Source organism: Pseudomonas sp. (assembly GCF_035554175.1).
Taxonomy (GTDB): domain Bacteria; phylum Pseudomonadota; class Gammaproteobacteria; order Pseudomonadales; family Pseudomonadaceae; genus Aquipseudomonas.
Genome location: NZ_DATMIV010000022.1, coordinates 131813 through 154285 on the forward strand (window position 1 = coordinate 131813; position 22473 = coordinate 154285).

21 protein-coding genes are annotated in these 22473 nt (G+C 60.4%); 12 read left to right on the forward strand and 9 right to left on the reverse strand.

What is annotated here, in order from left to right:
* Positions 1-60: 60 nt before the first annotated feature.
* The 3 genes from VNV36_RS11980 to VNV36_RS11990 all read right to left on the reverse strand — a co-directional run bounded on the left by VNV36_RS11980 (position 61) and on the right by VNV36_RS11990 (position 4225).
* Entirely contained in the window at positions 61-2409 is a 2349-nt protein-coding gene (locus tag VNV36_RS11980) for an FdhF/YdeP family oxidoreductase (RefSeq protein WP_325717939.1), read from the reverse strand.
* Complete coding sequence (gene fdhD / locus VNV36_RS11985; protein WP_325717940.1) at positions 2406-3245, reverse strand: formate dehydrogenase accessory sulfurtransferase FdhD; 840 nt, start codon at positions 3243-3245, stop codon at positions 2406-2408. Before fdhD ends, VNV36_RS11980 begins: the two co-directional genes overlap by 4 nt.
* A gap of 92 nt (positions 3246-3337) precedes the next feature.
* Entirely contained in the window at positions 3338-4225 is an 888-nt protein-coding gene (locus VNV36_RS11990) for a LysR family transcriptional regulator (RefSeq protein WP_325717941.1), read from the reverse strand.
* A 138-nt stretch (positions 4226-4363) separates the two neighbouring features.
* Here VNV36_RS11990 and lysM point away from each other — a divergent pair, with 138 nt between their 5' ends.
* The gene (lysM, locus tag VNV36_RS11995; protein WP_325717942.1) at positions 4364-4813 is read left to right on the forward strand and encodes a peptidoglycan-binding protein LysM; all 450 of its coding nucleotides are present in this window, start codon (positions 4364-4366) and stop codon (positions 4811-4813) included.
* Positions 4814-4907: 94 nt separating this feature from the next.
* Here lysM and yrfG read toward each other — a convergent pair whose 3' ends face one another.
* The gene (gene yrfG / locus VNV36_RS12000) at positions 4908-5570 is read right to left on the reverse strand and encodes a GMP/IMP nucleotidase (protein WP_325717943.1); all 663 of its coding nucleotides are present in this window, start codon (positions 5568-5570) and stop codon (positions 4908-4910) included.
* Between the two features lie 88 nt (positions 5571-5658).
* On the opposite strand from yrfG, the gene nudE reads away from it, so the two are divergent.
* Positions 5659-6228, forward strand: a complete 570-nt coding sequence (nudE, locus tag VNV36_RS12005; RefSeq protein WP_325717944.1) for an ADP compounds hydrolase NudE — start codon at positions 5659-5661, stop codon at positions 6226-6228.
* Positions 6229-6235: 7 nt separating this feature from the next.
* Entirely contained in the window at positions 6236-7063 is an 828-nt protein-coding gene (cysQ, locus tag VNV36_RS12010; RefSeq protein ID WP_325718011.1) for a 3'(2'),5'-bisphosphate nucleotidase CysQ, read from the forward strand.
* Positions 7064-7169: 106 nt separating this feature from the next.
* Here the strand turns inward: cysQ and VNV36_RS12015 are convergent, their stop codons facing one another.
* From VNV36_RS12015 to rfbC, 4 genes are read right to left on the reverse strand one after another with little or no spacing between them, the layout of a single operon-like run.
* Positions 7170-7625: a YiiD C-terminal domain-containing protein gene (locus VNV36_RS12015; protein WP_325717945.1), complete on the reverse strand. Its 456-nt coding sequence runs from the start codon at positions 7623-7625 to the stop codon at positions 7170-7172.
* A complete protein-coding gene (locus tag VNV36_RS12020; protein WP_325717946.1) occupies positions 7622-9004 on the reverse strand; it encodes a sigma-54-dependent transcriptional regulator in 1383 nt (460 codons plus the stop codon). Before VNV36_RS12020 ends, VNV36_RS12015 begins: the two co-directional genes overlap by 4 nt.
* Positions 9001-10809 carry a sensor histidine kinase gene (locus VNV36_RS12025; RefSeq protein ID WP_325717947.1) on the reverse strand — a complete coding sequence of 603 codons (1809 nt, stop codon included), beginning with the start codon at positions 10807-10809 and terminating at the stop codon, positions 9001-9003. Before VNV36_RS12025 ends, VNV36_RS12020 begins: the two co-directional genes overlap by 4 nt.
* A 42-nt stretch (positions 10810-10851) precedes the next feature.
* Positions 10852-11397 carry a dTDP-4-dehydrorhamnose 3,5-epimerase gene (rfbC, locus tag VNV36_RS12030; RefSeq protein WP_325717948.1) on the reverse strand — a complete coding sequence of 182 codons (546 nt, stop codon included), beginning with the start codon at positions 11395-11397 and terminating at the stop codon, positions 10852-10854.
* A 161-nt stretch (positions 11398-11558) separates the two neighbouring features.
* Here rfbC and VNV36_RS12035 point away from each other — a divergent pair, with 161 nt between their 5' ends.
* The 9 genes from VNV36_RS12035 (at position 11559) to VNV36_RS12075 (ending at position 21413) form a co-directional block, all read left to right on the forward strand.
* Positions 11559-14471, forward strand: coding sequence for an aminotransferase (locus VNV36_RS12035; protein WP_325717949.1), 2913 nt, complete (start codon positions 11559-11561; stop codon positions 14469-14471).
* 306 nt (positions 14472-14777) lie between these two features.
* Entirely contained in the window at positions 14778-15656 is an 879-nt protein-coding gene (gene aguB, locus VNV36_RS12040; protein WP_325717950.1) for an N-carbamoylputrescine amidase, read from the forward strand.
* Positions 15656-16762, forward strand: coding sequence for an agmatine deiminase (gene aguA, locus VNV36_RS12045; protein WP_325717951.1), 1107 nt, complete (start codon positions 15656-15658; stop codon positions 16760-16762). Before aguB ends, aguA begins: the two co-directional genes overlap by 1 nt.
* Before the next feature lie 245 nt (positions 16763-17007).
* Positions 17008-17220 carry a hypothetical protein gene (locus tag VNV36_RS12050; RefSeq protein ID WP_253498010.1) on the forward strand — a complete coding sequence of 71 codons (213 nt, stop codon included), beginning with the start codon at positions 17008-17010 and terminating at the stop codon, positions 17218-17220.
* A 462-nt stretch (positions 17221-17682) separates the two neighbouring features.
* Positions 17683-18969: an OprD family porin gene (locus tag VNV36_RS12055; protein ID WP_325717952.1), complete on the forward strand. Its 1287-nt coding sequence runs from the start codon at positions 17683-17685 to the stop codon at positions 18967-18969.
* Positions 18970-19200: 231 nt separating this feature from the next.
* Positions 19201-19947: a 2OG-Fe dioxygenase family protein gene (locus VNV36_RS12060; RefSeq protein WP_325717953.1), complete on the forward strand. Its 747-nt coding sequence runs from the start codon at positions 19201-19203 to the stop codon at positions 19945-19947.
* Positions 19948-20026: 79 nt separating this feature from the next.
* Positions 20027-20404 carry a GNAT family N-acetyltransferase gene (locus VNV36_RS12065; RefSeq protein WP_008080517.1) on the forward strand — a complete coding sequence of 126 codons (378 nt, stop codon included), beginning with the start codon at positions 20027-20029 and terminating at the stop codon, positions 20402-20404.
* On the forward strand, positions 20401-21117 hold the full coding sequence (locus tag VNV36_RS12070; protein ID WP_325717954.1) for an AzlC family ABC transporter permease: 717 nt from the start codon (positions 20401-20403) through the stop codon (positions 21115-21117). The genes VNV36_RS12065 and VNV36_RS12070 overlap by 4 nt, the downstream gene beginning before the upstream one ends.
* Entirely contained in the window at positions 21096-21413 is a 318-nt protein-coding gene (locus VNV36_RS12075; protein WP_024011198.1) for a branched-chain amino acid transport AzlD family protein, read from the forward strand. The genes VNV36_RS12070 and VNV36_RS12075 overlap by 22 nt, the downstream gene beginning before the upstream one ends.
* On the opposite strand, the gene VNV36_RS12080 is transcribed toward VNV36_RS12075, so the two are convergent.
* A complete protein-coding gene (locus VNV36_RS12080) occupies positions 21330-22256 on the reverse strand; it encodes a LysR family transcriptional regulator (RefSeq protein WP_325717955.1) in 927 nt (308 codons plus the stop codon). The genes VNV36_RS12075 and VNV36_RS12080 overlap by 84 nt on opposite strands.
* Positions 22257-22473 lie beyond the last annotated feature (217 nt).

Genomic DNA, 22473 nt, shown 5'->3' on the forward strand with positions numbered 1-22473 from the left:
TGAAATGCATTCCAATGTGGGAGCGAGCTTGCTCGCGAATAGGCCGGTACTGACACCGCTTTAGGCGGATTCAGCAATGATCAGCCCGGTCTCGCTCGCCGCCTCCAGCCGGATCGCAATGAACTTTGACGTCGGCGTATGGCTGCCATCGCCGGTGCTCTCCAGCGGCACCAGCGGATTGACCTCCGGATAGTACGCCGCCGCCTGCCCGGCAGGAATGTCGAAAGCCAACAATGTAAAACCTTTCACCCGACGCTCGCGCCCGTCATCCCACAGCGACACGATGTCGGCCTTCTGCCCTGGACGGAAGCCCAGACGAATGATGTCGGCCTCGTTGGCAAACAGCACGTCGCGCTGCCCCTTGACGCCGCGATAACGGTCATCGAGACCATAGATCGTCGTGTTGTACTGGTCGTGGGAACGCATCGATTGCAGGATCAGATCCGGCACCTGCCCGGTGGCGCGGGTGCGCTCGTGAACCAGATCTTTCGGCAATTGGTTGGCGCGGAAATTGGCGCGGCCTGATGGTGTGTTCCACTTGCGCGCGCCAGCAGAGTTGCCCAGATAGAAGCCGCCCGGGTTCTTGATCTTCTCGTTGAAGTCTTTGAAGCTCGGGATCGTGTCGGCGATCAGTTCGCGGATGCGCCCGTAATCGGCCACCAGCCAGTTCCAGTCCACCGGTTGGCTGCCCAGTGTCGCGGCAGCAATGCCGGCAATGATCGACGGTTCCGAACGCATCTGGTTCGACAGCGGCTGCAATTGGCCATTGGAGGCGTGGACCATACTGAACGAGTCTTCCACGGTGACTGCCTGCGGGCCTTCAGTCTGGATGTCGATATCGGTACGCCCCAGGCACGGCAGGATCAACGCGTCCTTACCATGGGCGAGGTGGCTGCGGTTGAGCTTGGTGCTGATCTGCACGGTCAGGTCGCACTTGCGCAGCGCTTCGAAGGTGCGCGAGCTGTCCGGCGTAGCCTGGGCAAAGTTGCCGCCCAGACCGATGAACACCTTGGCGCGGCCTTCGGCCATCGCATGAATCGCCTCGACCACGTTGTGGCCATTGTGGCGTGGCACCTTGAACTGGAAACGCCGCTCCAGCGAATCGAGGAACGCCACCGGCGGACGCTCGTTGATACCCATCGTGCGGTCACCCTGCACGTTGCTGTGACCACGCACCGGGCACAGACCGGCACCGGGCTTGCCGATGTTGCCTCGCAGCAGCATCAGGTTGGCGATTTCCTGAATGGTCGGCACCGAATGACGGTGCTGAGTGATGCCCATGGCCCAGCACATGATCACGTTCTTGCCTTTGGCGTACATACGTGCGGCTTGCTCGATCTCGACCAGCGTCAGACCGGACTGCTCGACGATCTGCTCCCACGAGGTGTCGTCGACAACGCCGAGATACTCCAGCACGTTGGCGCTGTGGGCATTGAGGAAATCATGGTCGAACACGGCCGGCTCGCCTGCCTTCTGTGCATCACGTTCCCATTGCAGAAGGAACTTGGCCATGCCGCGCAGCACTGCCATGTCACCGCCAAGTGCCGGGCGGAAATACGCGGTGTTGGTTGGCTTGTCGCCGTTGGTGAGCATCTCGATCGGGTGCTGCGGATGCTGGAAGCGTTCCAGGCCACGTTCTTTCAGCGGGTTGATGCACACCACCTGAGCGCCACGTTTTACCGCTTCACGCAACGGTTCGAGCATGCGCGGATGGTTGGTGCCGGGGTTCTGGCCCCAGACGAAAATCGCGTCGGCGTGTTCGAAGTCGTCGAAGGTCACCGTGCCTTTGCCGACACCGACGCTCTGCGCCAACGCCACACCGCTGGCCTCGTGGCACATGTTCGAGCAGTCAGGAAAATTGTTGGTGCCGTAAGCACGCACGAACAACTGATACAGATACGCCGCTTCGTTGCTGGCGCGGCCCGAGGTGTAGAACTCGGCCTGATCCGGGCTGGGCAGATTGCGCAGATGCTTGCCGATCATGGCGAAGGCATCTTCCCAACTGATCGGCTTGTAGCGATCGGACTCGGCGTCGTAAACCATTGGCTCGGTCAGACGCCCCTGATATTCAAGCCAGTAATCGCTCTGCTCGAGCAGCGCTGTCACGCTGTGCTTGGCAAAGAACCTGGCATCCACCCGGCGCTTGGTGGCTTCCCAGTTCACCGCTTTGGCACCGTTCTCGCAGAACTTGACCATGCCGCTTTCCGGCGAGTCGCCCCAGGCGCAACCCGGGCAGTCGAAGCCGCCGTTCTGGTTGGTCTTGAGCATCATGCGCAGGTTTTTCAGGGCGTTGTCGCTGGTCAGCCAGGCCTGGGCCACACTGATCAAAGCGCCCCAGCCGCCGGCGGGACCTTTGTAGGGCTTATAGCGCGGGACAGGTTTCTGGTCGGCTTGATGATGTTGGCTCACGCTTGATTCTCCATCGCGGGGCTGAACACCCGCGGCGCACTTTTCTGCGGCAGGTGGATGAGATTGAGGTTGTGGCGCCGGGCCCAATGCACGGCGAGGCCGGTGGGTGCCGACAGGCTGACCAGAGTCTGGATGCCGGCACGCAGAACTTTCTGGATCAATTCAAGACTGCAACGGCTGGTGACGATCGCCAGCCCGCCTTCTGTGGATATCTTCTGGCGGATCAGCCCGCCGATCAGCTTGTCGAGGGCGTTGTGGCGGCCGATGTCTTCGCGGCCGAGCAGCAATTCGCCGCGGGCGTTCATGAACACCGCCGCATGCACTGCACCGCAGTGCTGGCCCAGCGGCTGGAACGCGCCGATGCGCTGACGCAAACCGTCGAGCCATTCGATCGGTGGCAAGGCTGCGCCCGATAAAACCTTGAGATCGGGCAGCGCTTGTTCGACGGCTTCGACGCCGCACAGTCCGCAACCACTGGTGCCGGCCAACTGACGACGTTGCTGTTTGAGGTTCCAGAACGCGCGGTTGGCGATGGTCACTTGTGCGTATTGCGCTGAGCCGGCGCCGCTCAGTTGCAGATCGTAGATATCGCTGGCGTCTTCGATGATGCCGCTGCCCAGGCTGAAGCCGACGATGAAGTCTTCCAGGTCGGTCGGGGTCACCAGCATCACCGCCTGGCTGATGCCGTTGTAGGCGATCGCCAGCGCGACTTCCTCGGCCAGGGCAGTGCTGGCCGATGCATCGCAGGGCAGATCGCTGTAGCTGTAGGTCTGGCTGGCGGCGGGCGCGGGCGTTTCGATTGCTGGCGCCGCGCAGGCTGGGCGCTGGGCGTTCATGGCATCACCGACGGATTGATCAGGGTTAAGACTAGGCGCGGCAAGTTGTCGCGTCTAATCGCTATTACCGATCTACCGATAGATACCGTCGATCAAGCCTCTTTTGGCGATTTTTGATACAGCGCGAAACAGGCTTCAGCCAGCGCGGAACGCGGAGCACCGCGACGCATGATCAAGCCCAGTGGCGCGAGCGTGTGGGCGTTTTCGATCGGTTGCAGACGCAAGTGATCGGCGAGGGTTTCGGCGCCGCCGTCGAGTGGCATGATCGCGCAGCAAAAACCGCCGTGTACCGCTTGCAGCAGTTGGTGCACGGCGTCGGTTTGCAGCAGCGGCTGTGGGGTCAGGCCCCGGCTGTGGAAGTTGTGATCGATGGACTGGCGAAAATGCATGCCGCTGGTGAGCATGCACAGCGGCAGTTCGATCAGCGACTGCCAGCTCAGGGGTTCTTCACCGAAGTTGAATGAGCGTTCGTCGTACAGCAGGCCCATGCGCGTCTCATTGAAGGCCAGGGAGTCGAACCGCTCGCTGTCCAGACGCTCCAGATACGACACGCCGATGTCGATGCGGTTGTTGGCCAGATGTTCAAGCACCTGCTCGGAACTCAGCGATGACAATTCGAAGCGCAGCTCCGGGTGCGCCGCATGCAAACGTTGCATCAGCGGCAACGGATCGAAACTCGACAGCGGCACCACGCCCAGGCGCAGCGTACCGATGAGGTTGCCGCGACACGCCGCCGCCTCGGCTTGCAAGCCATCGTAGGCCGCCAGCACCGTGCGCGCCCACGCCAGCACGCGCTCGCCCGGCGCGGTAAAGCCTTCGAAGCGCTGACCACGGTTGACCAGTGGCAGATCGAGTTCTTCTTCGAGGCTGCGCAAACGCATCGACAGGGTCGGCTGGGTGATGTGGCAACGCGTAGCGGCCTGGCCAAAATGGCGGGTCTCGTCCAGAGCGATGAGGAATTTCAGCTGCTTGATGTCCATCTTTGCTCCGGGCGGTTGGCGGGGTGCGGCGATTCTACCGCCTGCGGCGCGGCAGCGTCATTGGTCGGACTGGAACCGGGATTGGCTGGGGTGGTCTAGGCTTGAGCGACTGACCCTTTATTACATGGAGTGAAAGCAATGAGCCTGTTCAGTTTTTTGAAAGAAGCCGGTGAAAAGATCATCGATGCCTTTACCCCGGACAAGGCGGAGGCCAACAGCGCAACACTGACCAAGCATGTGCAGGAAGCGCTGACCGGTATTGATACGTCGAAGATCCAGGTCAAGGTTGAGGGCGAGAAGGTCATCGCAACGGGTGAAGCAGCGAGCCAGGAAGAAAAAGAGAAGATCCTGTTGGCACTGGGTAACGTGGCCGGTGTTTCTGACGTGGATGATCAGATCACCGTGACTGGTGGCGTTGCCGCCGCTGCAAAATTTGTCACGGTCGAGAAGGGCGACACACTGAGCGCCATTTCCAAGCGCGTTTATGGCGACGCCAACAAGTACAACAAGATTTTCGAGGCCAACAAACCTCAGCTCAAGCACCCGGACAAGATCTATCCGGGACAAGTACTGCGTATTCCTGAATAACTTGCGAAACCACTTTCGCGAGCAGGCTCGCTCCCACACTTGAAATGCGTTTCACTGTGGGAGCGAGCCTGCTCGCGAAGGCCGCAACGCAACTTCAGAGTCCGGCAATCAAGTCGCAGTAATCCTCGACCGCGGCAAACTCTGCCGTGTCCTTCGGCCCTATGCGGCTGTCCGGCTCTTTTACCGCCAGCAGATGCGCCACGCCAAAATCCCGCGCACTGCGCAGGATCGGCAAAGTGTCGTCGATGAACAGGCTACGCGCCGGATCAAAACCGATGTCCGCCTGCAAGGCATCCCAGAACTGCGGGTTCTCCTTGGGATAACCATAGTCATGCGAGCTGATCAGCCGCTCGAAGTACGGTGCCAACTCTATCCGCTCAAGCTTCAGCGACAGCGAATCGCGGTGCGCATTGGTGATCATGATCACCCGTTTGCCGGCGCGCTTGATCGCTTCGAGAAAGGTGTCTGCATCCGGGCGCAGGGCTATCAAGTGCGCGGTTTCCCGTTTGAGTTCGCGTACTGACAGCTTCAGTTCGGTACTCCAGAAATCCAGGCAGTACCACTGCAGCTGGCCGGCGTGGCGTTCGAACAACGGCTGCAATTCCAGCTCGGCCATGGCCCGGCTGATGCCGTGCAGGTCGGCATAGCGCTGGGGCAGGTGTTCCAGCCAGAAGTGATTGTCGAAGTGCAGATCCAGCAGCGTGCCGTCCATGTCGAGCAGGACGGTATCGATGTCGGACCACGGTAAAGAAGGCATGGCAACGTCTCGAACGGTGAAAGGATATCCGACGCAAACAATCGGGAAAGCCGCGTTATAGTAACGCGTTCACGCCAAGGAGCTTTGCATGCGCCAGAAACCCACCGTACTCGCCCGCGAGATTGTCGCCACCAGTCGCCTGTTTCGCGTCGAAGAGCTCAAACTGCGATTTTCAAATGGCGTGGAGCGCACCTACGAGCGTCTGGTCGGCAAAGGCGCGGGCTACGGCGCGGTGATGATAGTGGCGATGCTCGACGCCGAACATGCGGTGTTGATCGAAGAGTACTGCGGCGGAACCGACGAATACGAACTCTCTCTGCCCAAAGGCCTGATCGAGCCGGGCGAAGACGTGCTGGCGGCGGCGGAGCGGGAGCTCAAGGAAGAGGCCGGTTACGGCGCGCGTCAATTGGAGCATCTGACCGAGCTGTCGCTCTCGCCCGGTTACATGAGCCAGAAGATTCAGGTTGTCCTGGCTACCGATCTCTACGAAGAGCGGCTGGAGGGCGATGAGCCGGAGCCGATGCGGGTCGACAAGGTCAATCTGCGCGAACTGTCGGCGCTGGCTCTAAATCCGCAATTTTCCGAAGGTCGCGCGTTAGCGGCGCTGTATTTGACCCGTGACCTGCTGAGCCAGCGCGGGGTATTCAGTCATGAGTGAGACGTCGATGAATTTCCCCCACCCTTTGATGGCGCCAGTGATTGAGCTGGCCCTGCAGGCAGGCGAGGCGATCTTGCCGTTCTGGCGCGCCGGTGTCGAAGTCACGGCCAAAGCCGATGATTCGCCAGTAACTGCCGCCGACATGGCTGCGCATCACCTCATCGCCGCGGGGCTGACGGCGCTGGATCCAGGCATTCCCGTATTGTCAGAAGAAGACGCCAATATCCCGCAGAGCGTGCGTGCCGGTTGGCAGCGCTGGTGGCTTGTCGATCCGCTGGACGGTACCAAGGAGTTCATCAGCGGCAGCGAGGAGTTCACGGTGAACATCGCGCTGATCGAAAGCGGTCGGGTGGTGTTTGGTGTGGTGACGATGCCGACCAACGGTCGCTTCTACGTCGGTGGTGCCGGACTCGGTGCCTGGCGTGGCGACAAGGGCGGGACACCGGTGGCGATTAGGGTACGCGATGTGCCTGCGCCGGGTGAGGCGATCACTGTGGTTGCCAGCCGTCGGCATTCCAGTCCCGAGCAAGAACGCCTGCTGGCCGGCTTGAGTGCGAGTCTCGGTGAGCTGCAACTGGCCAATATCGGCAGTTCGTTGAAGTTCTGTCTGCTGGCCGAAGGTGCTGCCGATTGCTATCCACGACTGGCGCCAACTTCGCAGTGGGACACAGCCGCAGCGCAGGGCGTGCTGGAAGGGGCGGGGGGTGAGGTGCTGGATCTGAACGGCCAGGCATTCTGTTATCCGGCGCGGGAATCGCTGTTGAACGAGTTCTTTCTGGCGTTGCCGGCGAAGGCGTCCTGGCGTGCGCGGTTGTTGGAGTTGGCGCGCTCCTGAGATCAAAAGATCGCAGCCTTCGGCAGCTCCTACAGGACGGTGTTCGATCACCGATATGTAGGCGACGACTATCGTAAGAGCTGCCGAAGGCTGCGATCGTTTTGCTTCACCGGTGCAAAACGTACTGCCCGGTAAATCTCACCGCATCATCTTCACTTCCCGCATTCAGGATCCGCGTTTCGAGCGTCAACCGTGCCCGCCCATAACGCTGGTACATCGCCAGAAACCGCTTCCACACCGGCGCATCCGGCGCCGGACAAATCGCCACCGCGTCCCCCGTCACGGGCAGCGGATAGCTGATCTGCCCTTCCTGAATCACGATGTGCCCGTCGGTAATCCCCTCTTCCCTCAAGCGCAGATGCAACCAGCCCCAACCGGCCAGCACCGCGCCGCAATAGAGACTGCCGCCGAACATGGTGCTTTTATGATTGACGTTGGGCGCGAGCGGCAGGTGCAGGCTCAATTGCCGGGCCCGCCATTCCAGCACCTTGAGGCCCATCTCCGCGGTCAGCGGAATGTCGTGATGCAGCACCGTTTGCAGATATTCCCGTTCACCACTCATTCGTTCTCTTCCCCCGGGCTGCTGTCGCCGAAATTCAGACCGTGCTTGCGCAGCTTGTCGTGCAGGGTCTTGCGCGGAATGCCCAAGGCTTCGGCGAGGCTGCGCACCGAGCTGTGGGAGCGCGCCAGTTCGGCGGCGATGAGCGATTTCTCGAAGTTTTCCACCTGCTCGCTGAGCCCTCCGCTGACGACTTCGACCGCCGCGCCGCCGCTGCCTTCGGGACCGTTGTCCAGCGCCAGTTCCAGACCCAGCGCAAAACGCTCGGCGGCGTTCTGCAGTTCGCGCACGTTGCCCGGCCAGGTGTGGCGCAGCAACAAGGCGCGTTGCGCCGGTTGCAGTTCGTGGGGCGGCAGGCCGTGGCGGGCGCTGGCTTCGTCGGCGTAATGCTGGAACAGCACCAGCGCATCTTCACCACGTTCACGTAGCGGCGGGATACGCAGCGGCGCGACGTTGAGGCGGTAATACAAGTCGGCGCGGAAGCGGCCCTGATCCGCAGCCTGACGCAGGTCTTCCTTGGTCGCGGCAATGACGCGGATGTCCAGCGGAATCAACTGATTGCCGCCCAGTCGCTCAACGACTCGCTCCTGCAACATGCGCAGCAATTTCACTTGCACGTCCATGCTCATGCTTTCGATTTCGTCGAGGAACAGCGTGCCGCCGTTGGCGAATTCGAACTTGCCGATACGGCGCTTCTGCGCACCCGTGAAGGCGCCGGGTTCGTGACCGAACAGCTCGCTTTCCACCACCGACTCGGCCAGTGCTCCGGCGTTGATTGCCACGAACGGGCCGTTGCGCCGACTCGACAAGTCGTGCAGCGCACGGGCGACTACCTCTTTGCCGGCGCCGGTTTCGCCGAGGATCAGCACATCGGCCTTGGTCGCCGCCAGCGCGCCGATCTGCTCGCGCAGGCGCAGCATTGGCGTCGAGTGACCGACCAGCCGCGCGCTCAGTTCGTTGCGGTCGCTCAAGGCCAGCCGCAGGCTGCGGTTGTCCAGTACCAGGCGCCGCAGCGAAAGGGCGCGACGCACGCTGTCGAGCAGCGCGTCGCTGGCAAAGGGTTTTTCCAGAAAGTCGTAGGCCCCGGCGCGCATCGCTTGCACCGCCAGCGGTACGTCGCCATGGCCGGTGATCAGCAACACCGGCAACTCGGGATCGTGAGCATGCAATTCACTGAGCAGTTCAAGGCCGTCCATGCCCGGCATGCGGATGTCGCTGACCACCACGCCCGGCCAGTCACGCTCAAGTTGCGCGGCCAGGCCTTTGGCTTCTGACAGCGGCAGAATTTTCAGACCGGCCAGGTCCAGCGTCTGGCCGAGGGCCTGGCGCAGGTGCGGATCGTCGTCGATCAACACTACCTGGATGCGATTGTCGATGGTCATGCACTTCGATCCTCGGACGGTTGCAGGCTGACCCCGGGCGCGCCGGCGCGCAGGCGCAGGGTGATCAAGGCGCCGCCTTGCTTGTGGTTGGCAAACGACAGTTCACCACCGAAGGCGCGCATCAGCGTTTCACAAATGGCCAGCCCCAGCCCCAGACCCTGCGTACGGGTCTTGGTGGTGTAGAAGGGCTCGCTGGCGCGGCCGAGGGCTTCCATGCAGAATCCAGGGCCGTTGTCGCGAATGTACAGATTGACCCCGTCGGCGGTGGCTTCGGCACTCAGCCACAATTTGCGCGGCGGGCCTTTTTCGGTCAGGGCATCGAGCGCATTGGCCAGCAGATTGCCGAGCACCTGGCGCAACCGGGTTTCGCCGGCCTCGACCCACAGCGTGGCAGCGGGCAGATCGCGGATCAGTTCGACTTCCATGCTGCGCCGACGTTTGGCCAGCAACGCCAGCGCATCGTCCAGCGCCGGTTGCAGGGCAACGCTTTCCGGCGCGTGGCGGTCGCGGCGGGCGAACGCGCGCAGGTGGGCGATAATCGAGGCCATGCGCCCGGTCAATTCGCTGATCAGCTTGAGATTACCGCGCGCGTCGTCGGTGCGCTGATGGTCGAGCAGCACTTCGGCGTTTTCTGCATAACTGCGAATCGCCGCCAACGGCTGATTGAGTTCATGGCTGATACTTGCTGACATGGTGCCCAACGCCGACAATTTCCCCGCCTGAACCAGATCGTCCTGGGCACGCACCAGTTCCTGCTGCGCGTGTTCGCGCTCGAGCACTTCCTGCTTCAAGCGCCGGTTGAGGCCTTCCAGATCGCTGGTGCGTTCGGCGACCCGGCCTTCCAGTTCGCGGCGGGCCTTGGCTTCAAAAGCGATGCGCTCCAGATAATGCCGCCGGCGCTGCATCATCAAGCCGACCAGCAGCATGACCACCAACAGCGTGGCGCCGCCGATCGCGACCACCGTGCGCACCGGACGGTCGATCAACGTGCGCGGGGCGAGGATGCTCACGCTCCAACCGGTTTCGGCGATGTCGTGGGTCTGCGTCAGCCAGGCGTCGGGACTGAGGTTCAGCGGCCGAGGGTCGCGAGTCGGGTAAGGCTGAATCGCAGTGATCGCGGCGCGTTCGACATCGCTGAGCGCGCGAGTGGAACGGAAGCGCCACTCCGGTCGCGAGGTGAGGATGACCACGCCGTTGTGGTCGGTCACCAGCAATTGTTCCGGAGTTTTGCCCCACAGGCTTTCGGTGTGGTCGAGGTCGACTTTGATCACCAGCACACCGATGATTTTTTCGCCGTTGCGCACGGCGGCGGCGAAGAAGTAACCGCGTTTGGCCGATGTCGTACCCAGGCCGAAGAAGCGCCCGAGGCGCCCGGCCATGGCTTCGCTGAAATACGGACGGAAGGCGAAATTGCGGCCGACGAAGCTGTCGCGTTTGTCCCAGTTCGACGCCGCCAGGGTCTGGCCGGACGTGTCCATCAGGTACATGACTTCAGCGCCGGTCTGCACGGCGATATTTTTCAGCAAGCGGTTGGCATTGCCTTGGGTTACGCCGTCGTCCGGCGCGCCGAGCACTGCGCGCAGGGCCGGCAGATCGCCAAGGATCTGCGGCAACACTTCATAGCGATGCAGAGTGCCGAGCAGGTTGGCGACGTAGAGATCAAGGGTCTGGCGGTTCTGCCCGGCGAGCTCGCTGCGGTAATAGCGTTCGGCGAGGTGTTCCAGCGGCCACAGCAACGGCGCCAGGCACAGGGCCAACAGGGCGAGGCTGCGCCAGCGGGGTCTGCGGGGGAGAGTGGGTTTCATAAGCCGGTTGCGCCTGAGGTGTCAGGCGCATTATGCCCGGCCTCAGTCGAAGACGTCAGCGTCCTTGAGCAGCGCAGCCGTCTGATCCTTGGCCGACAGCTTCGGTGCTTCGTCCAGTTGCCAGTCGATGCCCAGCGCAGGGTCATCCCAGCGAATGCTGCGCTCGGAAGACGGGTCGTAATAGTTGGTGGTCTTGTAGAGGAATTCAGCGAAGTCGCTCAGTACCACGAAACCGTGGGCGAAACCCTCCGGCACCCACAGTTGACGATGATTTTCCGCCGACAGGCGCACCGCCACCGATTTGCCGAAGTGCGGCGAGCTGCGGCGGATGTCCACCGCTACGTCGAGCACTTCACCGACGGTCACCCGCACCAGTTTGCCCTGGGTATTCTGCAACTGGTAATGCAGGCCGCGCAGTACGCCTTTTTGCGAGCGCGAATGATTGTCCTGCACGAATTGCGTGTCCAGACCGGTCGCGTCCTGAAACGCCTTGGCGTTAAAACTCTCGTAGAAAAAACCGCGCTCGTCGCCGAAAACCTTGGGTTCGATGATCAGAACACCGGGCAGGTCGGTGGTGATGACATTCATGGGGATTTCCATAGGTTGGTGTGAATGGGCGACATTCTTGCGCAAAGTGCTGCGAGGCGCGAGTGTTCGCTTGGAATTGGGGCATTCGGCGAAGCAGGGGGTTGCGTAACCGCTGAGGCAGTGGCGATATAAGCGCCTAATAAAATTTCAGGGGTCGTTTCATGCCGCTCGCCACGTTGATTCATCGCGCCAGTTTGCCCGGTCCGCAGGTTTCCCAGGCGCAGGCGCTGCAATGGCTGGCCGAGCATTACGGGCTCAGCGGTACGTTGCAGGCGCTGGGCAGTCAGCAGGATCTGAATTATCGCGTCGACAGCGCAAACGGGCGTTTCGTGTTGAAGGTCTGTCGTGGCGATTACGCCCTTGTAGAGCTGCAAGCCCAGCACGCGGGCCTCAAGTATCTGGCCGAGCACTCGGCGATCAAGGTGCCGCGGGTGATCGCCGCCAATAACGGTGAAGATCTGTTGTCGCTGCAAGCCAATGGCGAAATGGTGCAAGTGCGCCTGCTGGAATACATCGATGGTCAGCCGCTGACCGATTTCGCCCATCTGAGCCAGGATGTGGTTGCCGGGTTTGGTCGGCTCTGCGGCGAGATGGATCTGGCGTTGGCGGGTTTCGATCACCCAGGACTTGAGCGCACCTTGCAATGGGATGCGCGTCACGCCAATGCGTTGATCAATCACCTGTTGCCGGTAATTGATGACGAGCAATCGCGCACGTCGATCAGCGCTGCTGCCGCACAGGCCGAGCAGCGTTTGCAGCCGTTACTGGACAAGCTGCCGGTGCAGGCGATTCACATGGACATCACCGACGACAACGTCGTCTGGGCGCGCGATGTGCAGCGTCATTGGCAGCTGCAAGGCGTGATCGATTTCGGCGATCTGGTGCGCACCTGGCGCATCACTGATCTGTCGGTGACCTGCGCGGCTTTGCTGCATCACGCCGCCGGTGATCCGTTGGTCATCCTGCCGGCGGTCAAGGCTTATCACGCGGTCAATCCTTTGCAGCATGAAGAACTGCAAGCGCTGTGGCCACTGATCGTGGCACGGGCGGCGGTGCTGGTGCTCAGTGGCGAGCAACAGGTGAGCATCGATCCCACCAATACTTACAGCCGCGACAATCTCAGTCACGAGTGGGAAATCTTCCGGGTCGCGACATCGGTGCCGCTGGCGCTGATGGAGGCGGCGATTCTGACGGCCGTGGGCCAGACTTTGCCGAGCGTGGAAAATACAGAATTTTCCCCGTTGTTGCCCGGGCTGCTCGGACGCGAATTTGCGCTGATCGATCTGGGCGTGTTGAGTCCGCATTTCGAGGCCGGCAACTGGGAGCAGGAGGGCATTGATCAACGCTTGCTGACTGAGGCCGCGGCGGTGCATGGTCTGGCGGCGACGCGTTATGGGCAGTACCGCTTGTCCCGCACCCGGCCCGATAGTGCAACCGAACCGGATACGTTCCCGTTGCATGTCGAACTGGGCGTGCCCAACGGGACCACTGTGCATGCCCCATTTGCCGGTGTTCTGCGGCACATGGGGGACGGTGCGCTGCGGCTCGATGGTCCGCAGTTGAGTGTTCGCCTGTGGGGCGTGACGTCCATTGCGGGCCATGGCGCAACGCTGGACAAAGGCCAGGGCATCGGTGTTGCCAATGGACCTCTGCTTGTGCAGTTGTGCCGAGACGCGGAGCTCGACGCGCCGCTGTTCTGCACGCCGTCCCGTGCACCGGCCTGGCAGGCGTTGTGCCCGTCGCCAGCGACGTTGCTCGGGCTGGCCTGCGATGCCGAGCCGGAGCTGGATGCGAAAACCCTGCTCGAGCGCCGCGATGCCAGTTTCGCCCGTACGCAAAAACACTATTACGTCGATCCGCCACGCATCGAGCGCGGCTGGCGCAATCACCTGATCGACATGCAGGGCCGCTCCTATCTGGACATGCTCAACAACGTCGCGGTGCTCGGCCATGGTCACCCGCGCATGGCGGCGGTCGCGGCGCGTCAGTGGTCGTTACTCAACACCAACTCGCGGTTCAACTACGCGGCGGTCGCCGAATTCTCCGAACGTTTGCTGAAACTGGCGCCGGAGGGCATGGATCGGGTGTTTCTGGTCAACAGCGGCAGTGAGGCCAACGACCTGGCGATTCGTCTGGCGTGGGCCTACAGCGGCGGGCGCGACATGATCAGCGTGCTTGAGGCGTATCACGGCTGGACGGTGGGCGCCGATGCGGTATCGACATCGATTGCCGACAACCCCAAAGCCCTGGAAAGCCGTCCTGACTGGGTACACCCGGTGACTGCGCCGAATACCTATCGCGGCGAGTTCCGTGGCCCCGACTCGGCTGCGCAATACGTGCGCAGTGTTGAACATCATTTGCGCACACTCGCCGGGCAAAAGCGCCAACTCGCCGGGTTCATCTGCGAGCCGGTGTACGGCAATGCGGGCGGTATCTCGCTGCCGCCGGGTTATCTGCAGCAGGTGTACGCCATGGTGCGCGCCCAAGGCGGGGTGTGTATCGCCGACGAGGTGCAGGTCGGTTACGGACGCATGGGCAAATTCTTCTGGGGCTTCGAAGACCAGGGCGTGGTGCCCGACATCATCACCATGGCCAAAGGCATGGGCAACGGCCAGCCCCTCGGCGCGGTGATCACCCGCCGGGAAATCGCCGAGGCGCTGGAGGCTGAAGGCTATTTCTTTTCGTCGGCGGGCGGCAGTCCGGTCAGTTGCCGGATCGGCATGGCAGTGCTGGATGTCATGGAAGAGGAAAAACTCTGGGAGAACGCACAAGTGGTTGGCGATCACTTCAAGACGCGACTTGAAGCGTTGATCGATAAACATCCGCTGGTCGGCGCGGTGCACGGCTCCGGTTTTTATCTGGGTCTGGAGCTGATTCGCGATCGGCGGACGCTCGAACCTGCCACCGCAGAGACTGCGCTGCTCTGTGACCGTCTGCGCGAGCTGGGAATCTTCATGCAGCCGACGGGCGATGACTTGAACATCCTCAAGATCAAGCCACCGATGGTGACGTCGCGCGCGAGCGTGGATTTCTTCGTCGACATGCTCGATCAGGTCCTCAACGAAGGTCTGTAAGCTACGCACACCCTCCTGTGGGAGCGAGCCTGCTCGCGAATGCTGTATGCCAGTCACCACATGCGGTGACTGACATACCGCCTTCGCGAGCAGGCTCGCTCCCACATTTGTTTTCGGTTTTAAGTTCGATTTGTATCGGCTTTTGACGCGGTTATTCAGGCTCTGGCCTGTTTATTAACTTTTAAAATCGATATTTATCGGTTATAAAGTCGCCATTGCTCCGGCATGACGATCTGTTGTCCGGTGCGCGCGTTTTTGATTCCGGTCGAATTCCCGACCTTCAAAGCACTAGCCCGGAGATGATTCATGAGTCGTATGGTTACCGTCGCCGCCACGCAAATGGCCTGTTCATGGGATCTGCACGCCAACCTCGAAACCGCTGAAAGGCTGGTACGCGAAGCCGCCGCCAAAGGCGCACAGATCATTCTGATTCAGGAGCTGTTCGAGGCGCCGTACTTCTGCCAGAAGCCGAATCCGGATTATCTGCAGCTGGCGACCACGGTCGCGGACAACCCGGCGATCAGGCATTTCCAGGCGATCGCCAAAGAGTTGCAGGTGGTGCTGCCGATCAGCTTCTACGAACTGGCCGGCCGTGCGCGCTTCAACAGCATTGCGATCATCGACGCCGACGGCAGCAACCTCGGGATTTATCGTAAAAGCCACATCCCGGACGGCCCCGGTTATCACGAGAAGTATTACTTCAACCCGGGGGACACCGGTTTCAAAGTATGGAACACCCGCTACGCGAAAATCGGCGTGGGTATCTGCTGGGATCAGTGGTTCCCGGAAGCGGCGCGCAGCATGGCACTGCAAGGCGCGGAAATTCTTTTCTATCCGACCGCCATCGGCAGCGAACCCCACGACAAGACCATCTCTTCGCGTGATCACTGGCAGCGGGTGCAGCAGGGCCATGCCGGTGCCAACCTGATGCCGCTGATTGCCAGCAACCGCATCGGCAACGAAGCGCAGGACGGCTACGACATCACCTTTTACGGCTCTTCGTTCATCGCCAACCAGTTCGGTGAAAAAGTGCAGGAGCTGAATAAAACCGAAGAAGGTATTCTTGTGCACACGTTCAACCTCGACGAGCTGGAACATATTCGCAGCGCGTGGGGTTCATTCCGCGACCGCCGGCCGAATCTGTACGGTGCGTTGAAAACCCTCGACGGTTCCCTGGAGTCCTGATGACCACATTGAAAAGCACCCCACGCGCCGATGGCTTCTACATGCCGGCCGAGTGGGCGCCGCAAACCCAGACCTGGATGATCTGGCCGGAGCGCCCGGACAACTGGCGTCTGGGCGGCAAACCGGCGCAAGCCGCTCACGCAGCGGTGGCCAAAGCCATCGCGCGTTTCGAGCCAGTGACTGTCGCGGTTTCCGCCGACCAATACGAAAACGCCCGGGCCCGTCTCGACGTGCCGAATATCCGCGTGGTCGAGATGTCCAGCGATGATGCCTGGGTTCGCGACAGCGGCCCGACGTTCGTCATCAACAACCGTGGCGAAGTGCGCGGCGTGAACTGGGACTTCAACGCCTGGGGCGGTTTCGATGGCGGTCTGTATGCGCCGTGGAACCGTGATTCGCAGGTCGGCGGCAAGATCCTCGAAATCGAGCGCAGCCCGCGCTACCGCACCGAAGGTTTCGTGCTCGAAGGCGGCTCGATTCACGTCGATGGCGAAGGCACGTTGATCACCACCAAAGAGTGCCTGCTCAACCGCAATCGCAACCCACACCTGAGTCGCGAAGAAATCGAAACGGTGCTCAGTGACAACCTGTCTGTGGACAAGATCATCTGGCTGCCGGATGGCTTGTTCAACGACGAGACCGACGGCCATGTGGATAACTTCTGCTGCTACGTGCGCCCGGGCGAAGTGCTGCTGGCGTGGACCGATGATCCACAGGATCCGAATTACCCACGCTGCCAGGCCGCAATGAACGTGCTGCAAAGCAGCACCGACGCCAGGGGCCGCCCGTTCACGGTGCACAAAATGCCGATTCCGGGGCCGCTCTACGCGACCGAAGAGGAGTGCGCCGGGGTCGATGCGGTGCACGGTTCGCAGGAGCGCAATCCGTCCGTGCGCCTGGCCGGTTCCTATGTGAACTTCCTCATCGTCAACGGCGGCATCATCGCGCCGAGCTTCGACGATCCGATGGACGCGCCGGCCAAGGAAATCCTGCAGAAGCTGTTCCCGCAGCACGAAGTGGTGATGGTGCCGGGCCGTGAACTGTTACTGGGTGGCGGCAACATCCACTGCCTTACCCAACAACAGCCAGCGCCGCACAAAGAGTGAGTTGAGTCGTAACAGCCTGAGCTGACTGATAAATCAGTCAGGCAATGATTAGCTCGCTATCCATGAGACCAAGCCCGCAGCCCGTCAGGACCGCGGGCTTGTTGCTATCCACCGGTCGAAAATCGGCGCGCCTTGGCATAGCTCTTGTATTGCTTCTGATGCACTAGGGAGGGAGGAGAACTTCAACAGTTCTGTCACAAACCTTGGATAACTTAGCCGCTCATGAACGGGGAGAGAGCGCTGAAATGAACGCCGAAATGAACGTAGTCAGCGAGCGGACTGTGCATCCCATGGCCGTCAACGGCGAATCGCTCCAGCTTGTCGCGCACTGGTTGAAGTCCAATGGAACGCGTCAGATCAGGGAACCTGATCCGCGCCGGATGATGATCGAGCGCTACCCCGCTGGCCTGTTCAGCGAGGCCGAACTGGAAGCCTTGTGGGATGTGATGGAAGGATAAAACCAACAGGGATTGGTAAAAGCGCTGCCGGGATGGCGGCGCTTTTTTATGTCAGGAGATCTGTACACCCTGAACCCATGTGGGAGCGAGCCTGCTCGCGAAGGCGTCGGCACAGCCAGCGACTTCGTGGACTGATCCATCGCTTTCGCGAGCAGGCTCGCTCCTACAGTTTAAAACTCCCTGCATATCCCGATTTTCCTGCAATCGCCCAGCTGAAAATTTACGATTCTTAGACGTTTTTCGCCTATTTAAAGACGATTCTTGAAATTGACACACTGTTCGGGGCGCGGCTACGATTCGGCCCAACGCCTGTGGCTAACCGCCATGATTCAAAACAAGGAGCAGGCCCGCCATGACACCGGTGTCGGCGGGCCTTTTTGTTTCGGGGTGAACAGAAGAGTGCAAAAGCGCCGTTTCAGCCGTTCGACACAGCGCGTTTCAACCCGTAATAAGGAAAACAAAATGTTGAACAAGCGAATCAGTCTGATCGCACTGGGGATGTTGAGTGCTTCACAGGCCATGGCTAACGACCAGGCCGAATCCAAGGGTTTCGTTGAAGACAGCAGCCTGAAAGTGCTGTTGCGCAACGCTTACATCAACCGTGATTACAAAGACGGTCGTCCGGACAGGGCCGAGTGGGGCCAGGCGGCTATCGGCACGTTCTCGTCGGGCTTCACTCAGGGCACCGTGGGTGTCGGTGTTGACGCCTTTGGTCTGTACGCGTTGCGTCTGGACGGCGGCAAGGGGCGAACCGGCGCGCAAGGCATCGACTTCTTCAAGCAGGAAAATGACGGTCGTGCGAACCACGACATCGCCAAGGGCGGTGCAGCGGTCAAATTCCGCGTTTCCAACACCGTGCTGACCTACGGCGACCAGATGCCGGCCCTGCCGGTGCTGAGCTACGACAACGTGCGTCTGCTGCCGGAAAGCTACACCGGTACTTTGATTACATCCCGTGAGATCAAAGGTCTGGAACTGAACGCCGGTCGCTTCACCGCCGAGTCGCGCAAGAGCGATGAAGGCCGTGACAGCGGTGGTCTGAAGTCGATCAACGTCTTGGGCGGCAGCTACCAGTTCACCGAACACTTCAAAGGCGCGCTGTACGCGTCCGACGTTGAAGACGTCTTGAAGAAACAGTACGTGAACGCCAACTACGTGATCCCGTTCAACAAGGATCAGTCGCTGACCCTCGACTTCAATGGCTACCGCACCAAGCTGGACAACTCCTATGTCCGCGAAAACGGTGTAACCGGCGACGACAACAAGATCTGGAGCCTGGCGGCCACTTTCGCCACCGGCCCGCACTCGTTCACCGTTGCGCATCAGCGTTCCACCGGCGACAGCAACCTCGGTTATGCCTACGGCGGTTATCAGAAAGATCAGGGGCGTGTCGGTGACGGTGGTAACACCATTTACCTGGCCAACTCCTACTGGTCTGACTTCAACGCAGAAGACGAGCGCAGCTGGCAGCTGGGCTACGGTCTGGACTTCGGCGCATTCGGCGTTCCGGGTCTGAGCTATAACTTCGCTTATGTGCGTGGCGACAACATCACCACCTCCACCAGCGAAGGCGGCACCGAGCGCGAGATCTTCAACCAGTTCAAATACGTGGTGCAAAGCGGCCCGGCCAAAGACCTCAGCGTGAAACTGCGCAGCTCGATTCTGCGTGTGTCGCAGAAATCCAGCGAATACAACGTCAGCGGTAACGAGCTGCGCGTGTTTGTGGATTACCCGATCAACATCTTCTGACGATCGAGCTGCTGTAACAAATATGAGAAAACCCCGACTCGCTCGGGGTTTTTTTTCGACGGTTTTTCAGCGGAAACCGGAAAAAACAGGTGTTTTTGTCATGTAAAAGTTGTTTTTGACCCGTTGCAGATTCCGTTTCAAACGATGCTTCAAATGCCTGAAATTCTTTCTCATGGACGCAAATTCTCTACCCAATAGATTAGGGCGTTCAACGCAGCGGAGAATTTGGTAATGATCGTTTTGAACAGAGAAGTGGGCGAATCGCTACGGCGCGACAAGTTTGTCAACGTCCAGGGTGGTGACTTCAATCTCTACGGTCATTTTGCCGACTTCGTCAGACTGACCAAGAGTTGGGAAAACATGGAGCCTGACAGTTATTACGGTCAGGCCGAAGCCGGCATGCGTTACCGTCGTTACAGCGACTTTGAATACAACCCGAAAACCCGCGAGCTCACACAACTTGAGCACCGCGCCTATGTGCAATCGAAAGAGAACAACGCCTATGTCGGCGGGGTCGTTCGGCACTTTCAGGACTTTTCCGAGGAAGTGATTACTTCGCCGGTGATGCGCAGCCTGATCGATACCGACTTCGAAGTGTATAAAAGCGTGCTGCCGGAAGAGCTGCACGATGAAATCTGGCAGTGCCAGATCCATCAGATCCGCATCGAGATCAAGCCCGGTAAACAGCTGGAAATCACTCCTGAAGGTATTCACTGCGACGGCTATCCATTCAGCGGCGTGCATTTCTGGGGGCGCAATAACGTCGAGGGCGCGGAGAGTCGACTTTACGACATCCACAAGAATCAACTGGCGGCGACCACCTACGAAGAAATTCTCGACACTACGTACTTTCTCGATCGGGACATGCGCCACTACGTGACGCCGGCGCGCAATACCCACACCCATGCCATGGCGTATCGGCAGATTCTGGCGATTTCCTTCTCGCGGCCCGGGACCGCTTTCGACATTGTTCGCTAATCAGATCACCCCAATCGACGGCGTCGAGTGCTCGACGCCGGTGGTGCTGCGCCGTGCCACGGCCAAGGATGCGCAGCGTATGGAACGCTTCTTCCGCCAGTTCGACGAAGTGTCGTTCTGCGAATGGCAGGACGCCAAATGTCTGCGCGGTGTGTTGATCCAGAAAACCACTACGGCTTATCTCGCCTTCGATGTCGCTGGCGAGATCGTCGGGGCGGTGCTCGGCGGCATGCTTGGCAGTCGCGGCACGATCAATCATCTGGCCGTCAGCCCGCGTTATCGCAGCCAGGGCGTGGGCCAGCGTCTGGTCGAAGCGGCGTCGTCCGACATGAAGCGGGTCGGGGTGCTGCGAATGTTTCTGTTCGTCGACGATGCTAACCTTGCGGGCAAGCGATTCTGGACCGCCCAGGGTTTTTGCGAGCCTCACGGCGAACGGACATTTGAGAGGGATCTATGAATGAAAGGTCCGGCAGTGCGCCGCTGATGGTCAACCAGCAGCCGTCGCGCACGTTTGCCGAAGCCAGCCCGGTGGTCGCCGGGTATTTCACCGTGTCGTTCGTCTTCGGGCTGATGGCGGTCAACGCCGGTTTGCCGATGTGGCTGCCGGTGGCGATGTGTCTGTTCGTCTATGCCGGCGCGTCGCAGTTCGCCGCGCTGGCGCTGATCTCCAGCGGCGCCTCGCTGACCACCATCGTGCTGACCACGTTCCTGATCAACGCCCGGCACATGCTGATGTCCGTCTACATGGCCAAGGCTTTGCGTGCGCTGGGTCTGAGTCGTATGGAGCGCTGGTGCTACGCCGGTGGCCTGACCGACGAATCCTTCGCTTTTCACAGCGTCAAGCTCGGCACAGGCGCACCGGTCAACGTGCGCTATCTGATCGGTTTCAACCTGTTCTGCCACACCTCCTGGGTGCTCGGCGGGTTGCTTGGCGCGGTCTGCGCGCAATACGCCGCGCATCTGATCAAATATCAGCTCGACTACGCGCTGACGGCGATGATGCTCTACGTGCTGGTCTCTCTGTGCAATACGCGTAACAAACTGATCGCCGCCGCTGCCGCTGTGGTCTGCATGGGCGCGCTGAGCCTTATTGGCAGCTCGCCCTTCAACGTATTTATCGCCACGTTTGTGGGCTGCGGAGTAGGTGTATGCCTGACCAGACGTTCCTGATTCTGGTGGTCGTGCTGATGATGGCCGTGACCTTTTTGCCACGCGCCTTGCCGCTGCAGATCAACACCGAGCACTGGCCACCGTTCGTGGCGCGAGCGCTGGAATATCTGCCGGTGGCGATCGTCGCTGCGATCAGCCTGACGCCCTTGCTGATCAAGGATCGGCAGATCCAGCTCGATCGCCCGGAATTCTATGCCGCGATTCCGACGTTGCTATGTGCGTATTTCAGCAAAAACCTCTTTCTCAGTGTGGCGGTGGGGACGGCTGCGTACATTGCGCTCGGCTCGTTCATGTAGCGGCAGATCGACGACATCGTTCAACGCCTGGTGCGACAACTCCGGATTGTTCACCGCCAGGCGCACTTCGAGGAAGTCTTCGAAGTCGGGGAAAATCGTCAGGCCGTTTTTCTGCGCCGCTTCGCGCGAGACCATGCCGACCGCGTCCATCTGCGTGATCAGTGACAGCGTCAGCGTTTCACTGCACGAATAGACCATGCGCTGGCCGTTCTCGTGATTGCCCAGCCCGGCGTCGAGAAAACGCAAGAAGCTGTGGGAATACGGACAGTCTTCCGCAGGACGTACCTGAAACTTGTTACCCAGCAAGGTCAATGGATCGTTCTCCTGACCACAGTGCGCACCGACCACTTGCACCTGTACATCCGGCAGCACGATGCTCGGCAAGCCCGGGCGTTGCGGGCCGATCAGCACCGCCAGATCGAAATCTTCATTCTTCAGCTTGCTGAGATTCTCCATCGACTCGGCGTAGCTGAATTCCATCTGGTAATCGGGGAACACCTCGATCAGGCGTCCGATCATGCGCCGATTGAAGTCAGCCGACAGCGTGTTGTTTAACGCCACTTTCAAGGTGCGCTGTCCAGGCACTTTCAGCGCCTCGACCTTTTCCTCCATCTGTCGCGTGGCGATCAACACTTTATCGATGTAGGGCGTGAGCTCCGTGCCTTGCGGTGTCAGTGTCAGTCCCTTGTTGGAACGTCGAAACAAGCGGAAACCGAACTGCTCTTCGACCTTGTTCAACTGTGCGGCCAACGCCTGCACGGTCAGGCACGAATGCTCGGCTGCAGCCGACAACGAGCCGGTCTGCACGATGCGCATGAGGTTGCGTAAGGTTCTGCTATCCATGGGTAATGCCCTCTGAAGTGGGCTGGGTATTGTTGTTGACGAGACGCCCGAACCAGCGCCATTTGCCGGCTATATTCCTGCACCTGAGCATAGTTGTCGCGGATTTAGTAGCGAATTGATTTCCCTGCCGATGGCTGGAGGCTGGCACAGGATCGGGGTTTTTGTTGGGGGCAGGGGTGATGGGGGTCAAAAAAGTGCCCGACATGAGTGAGTCGGG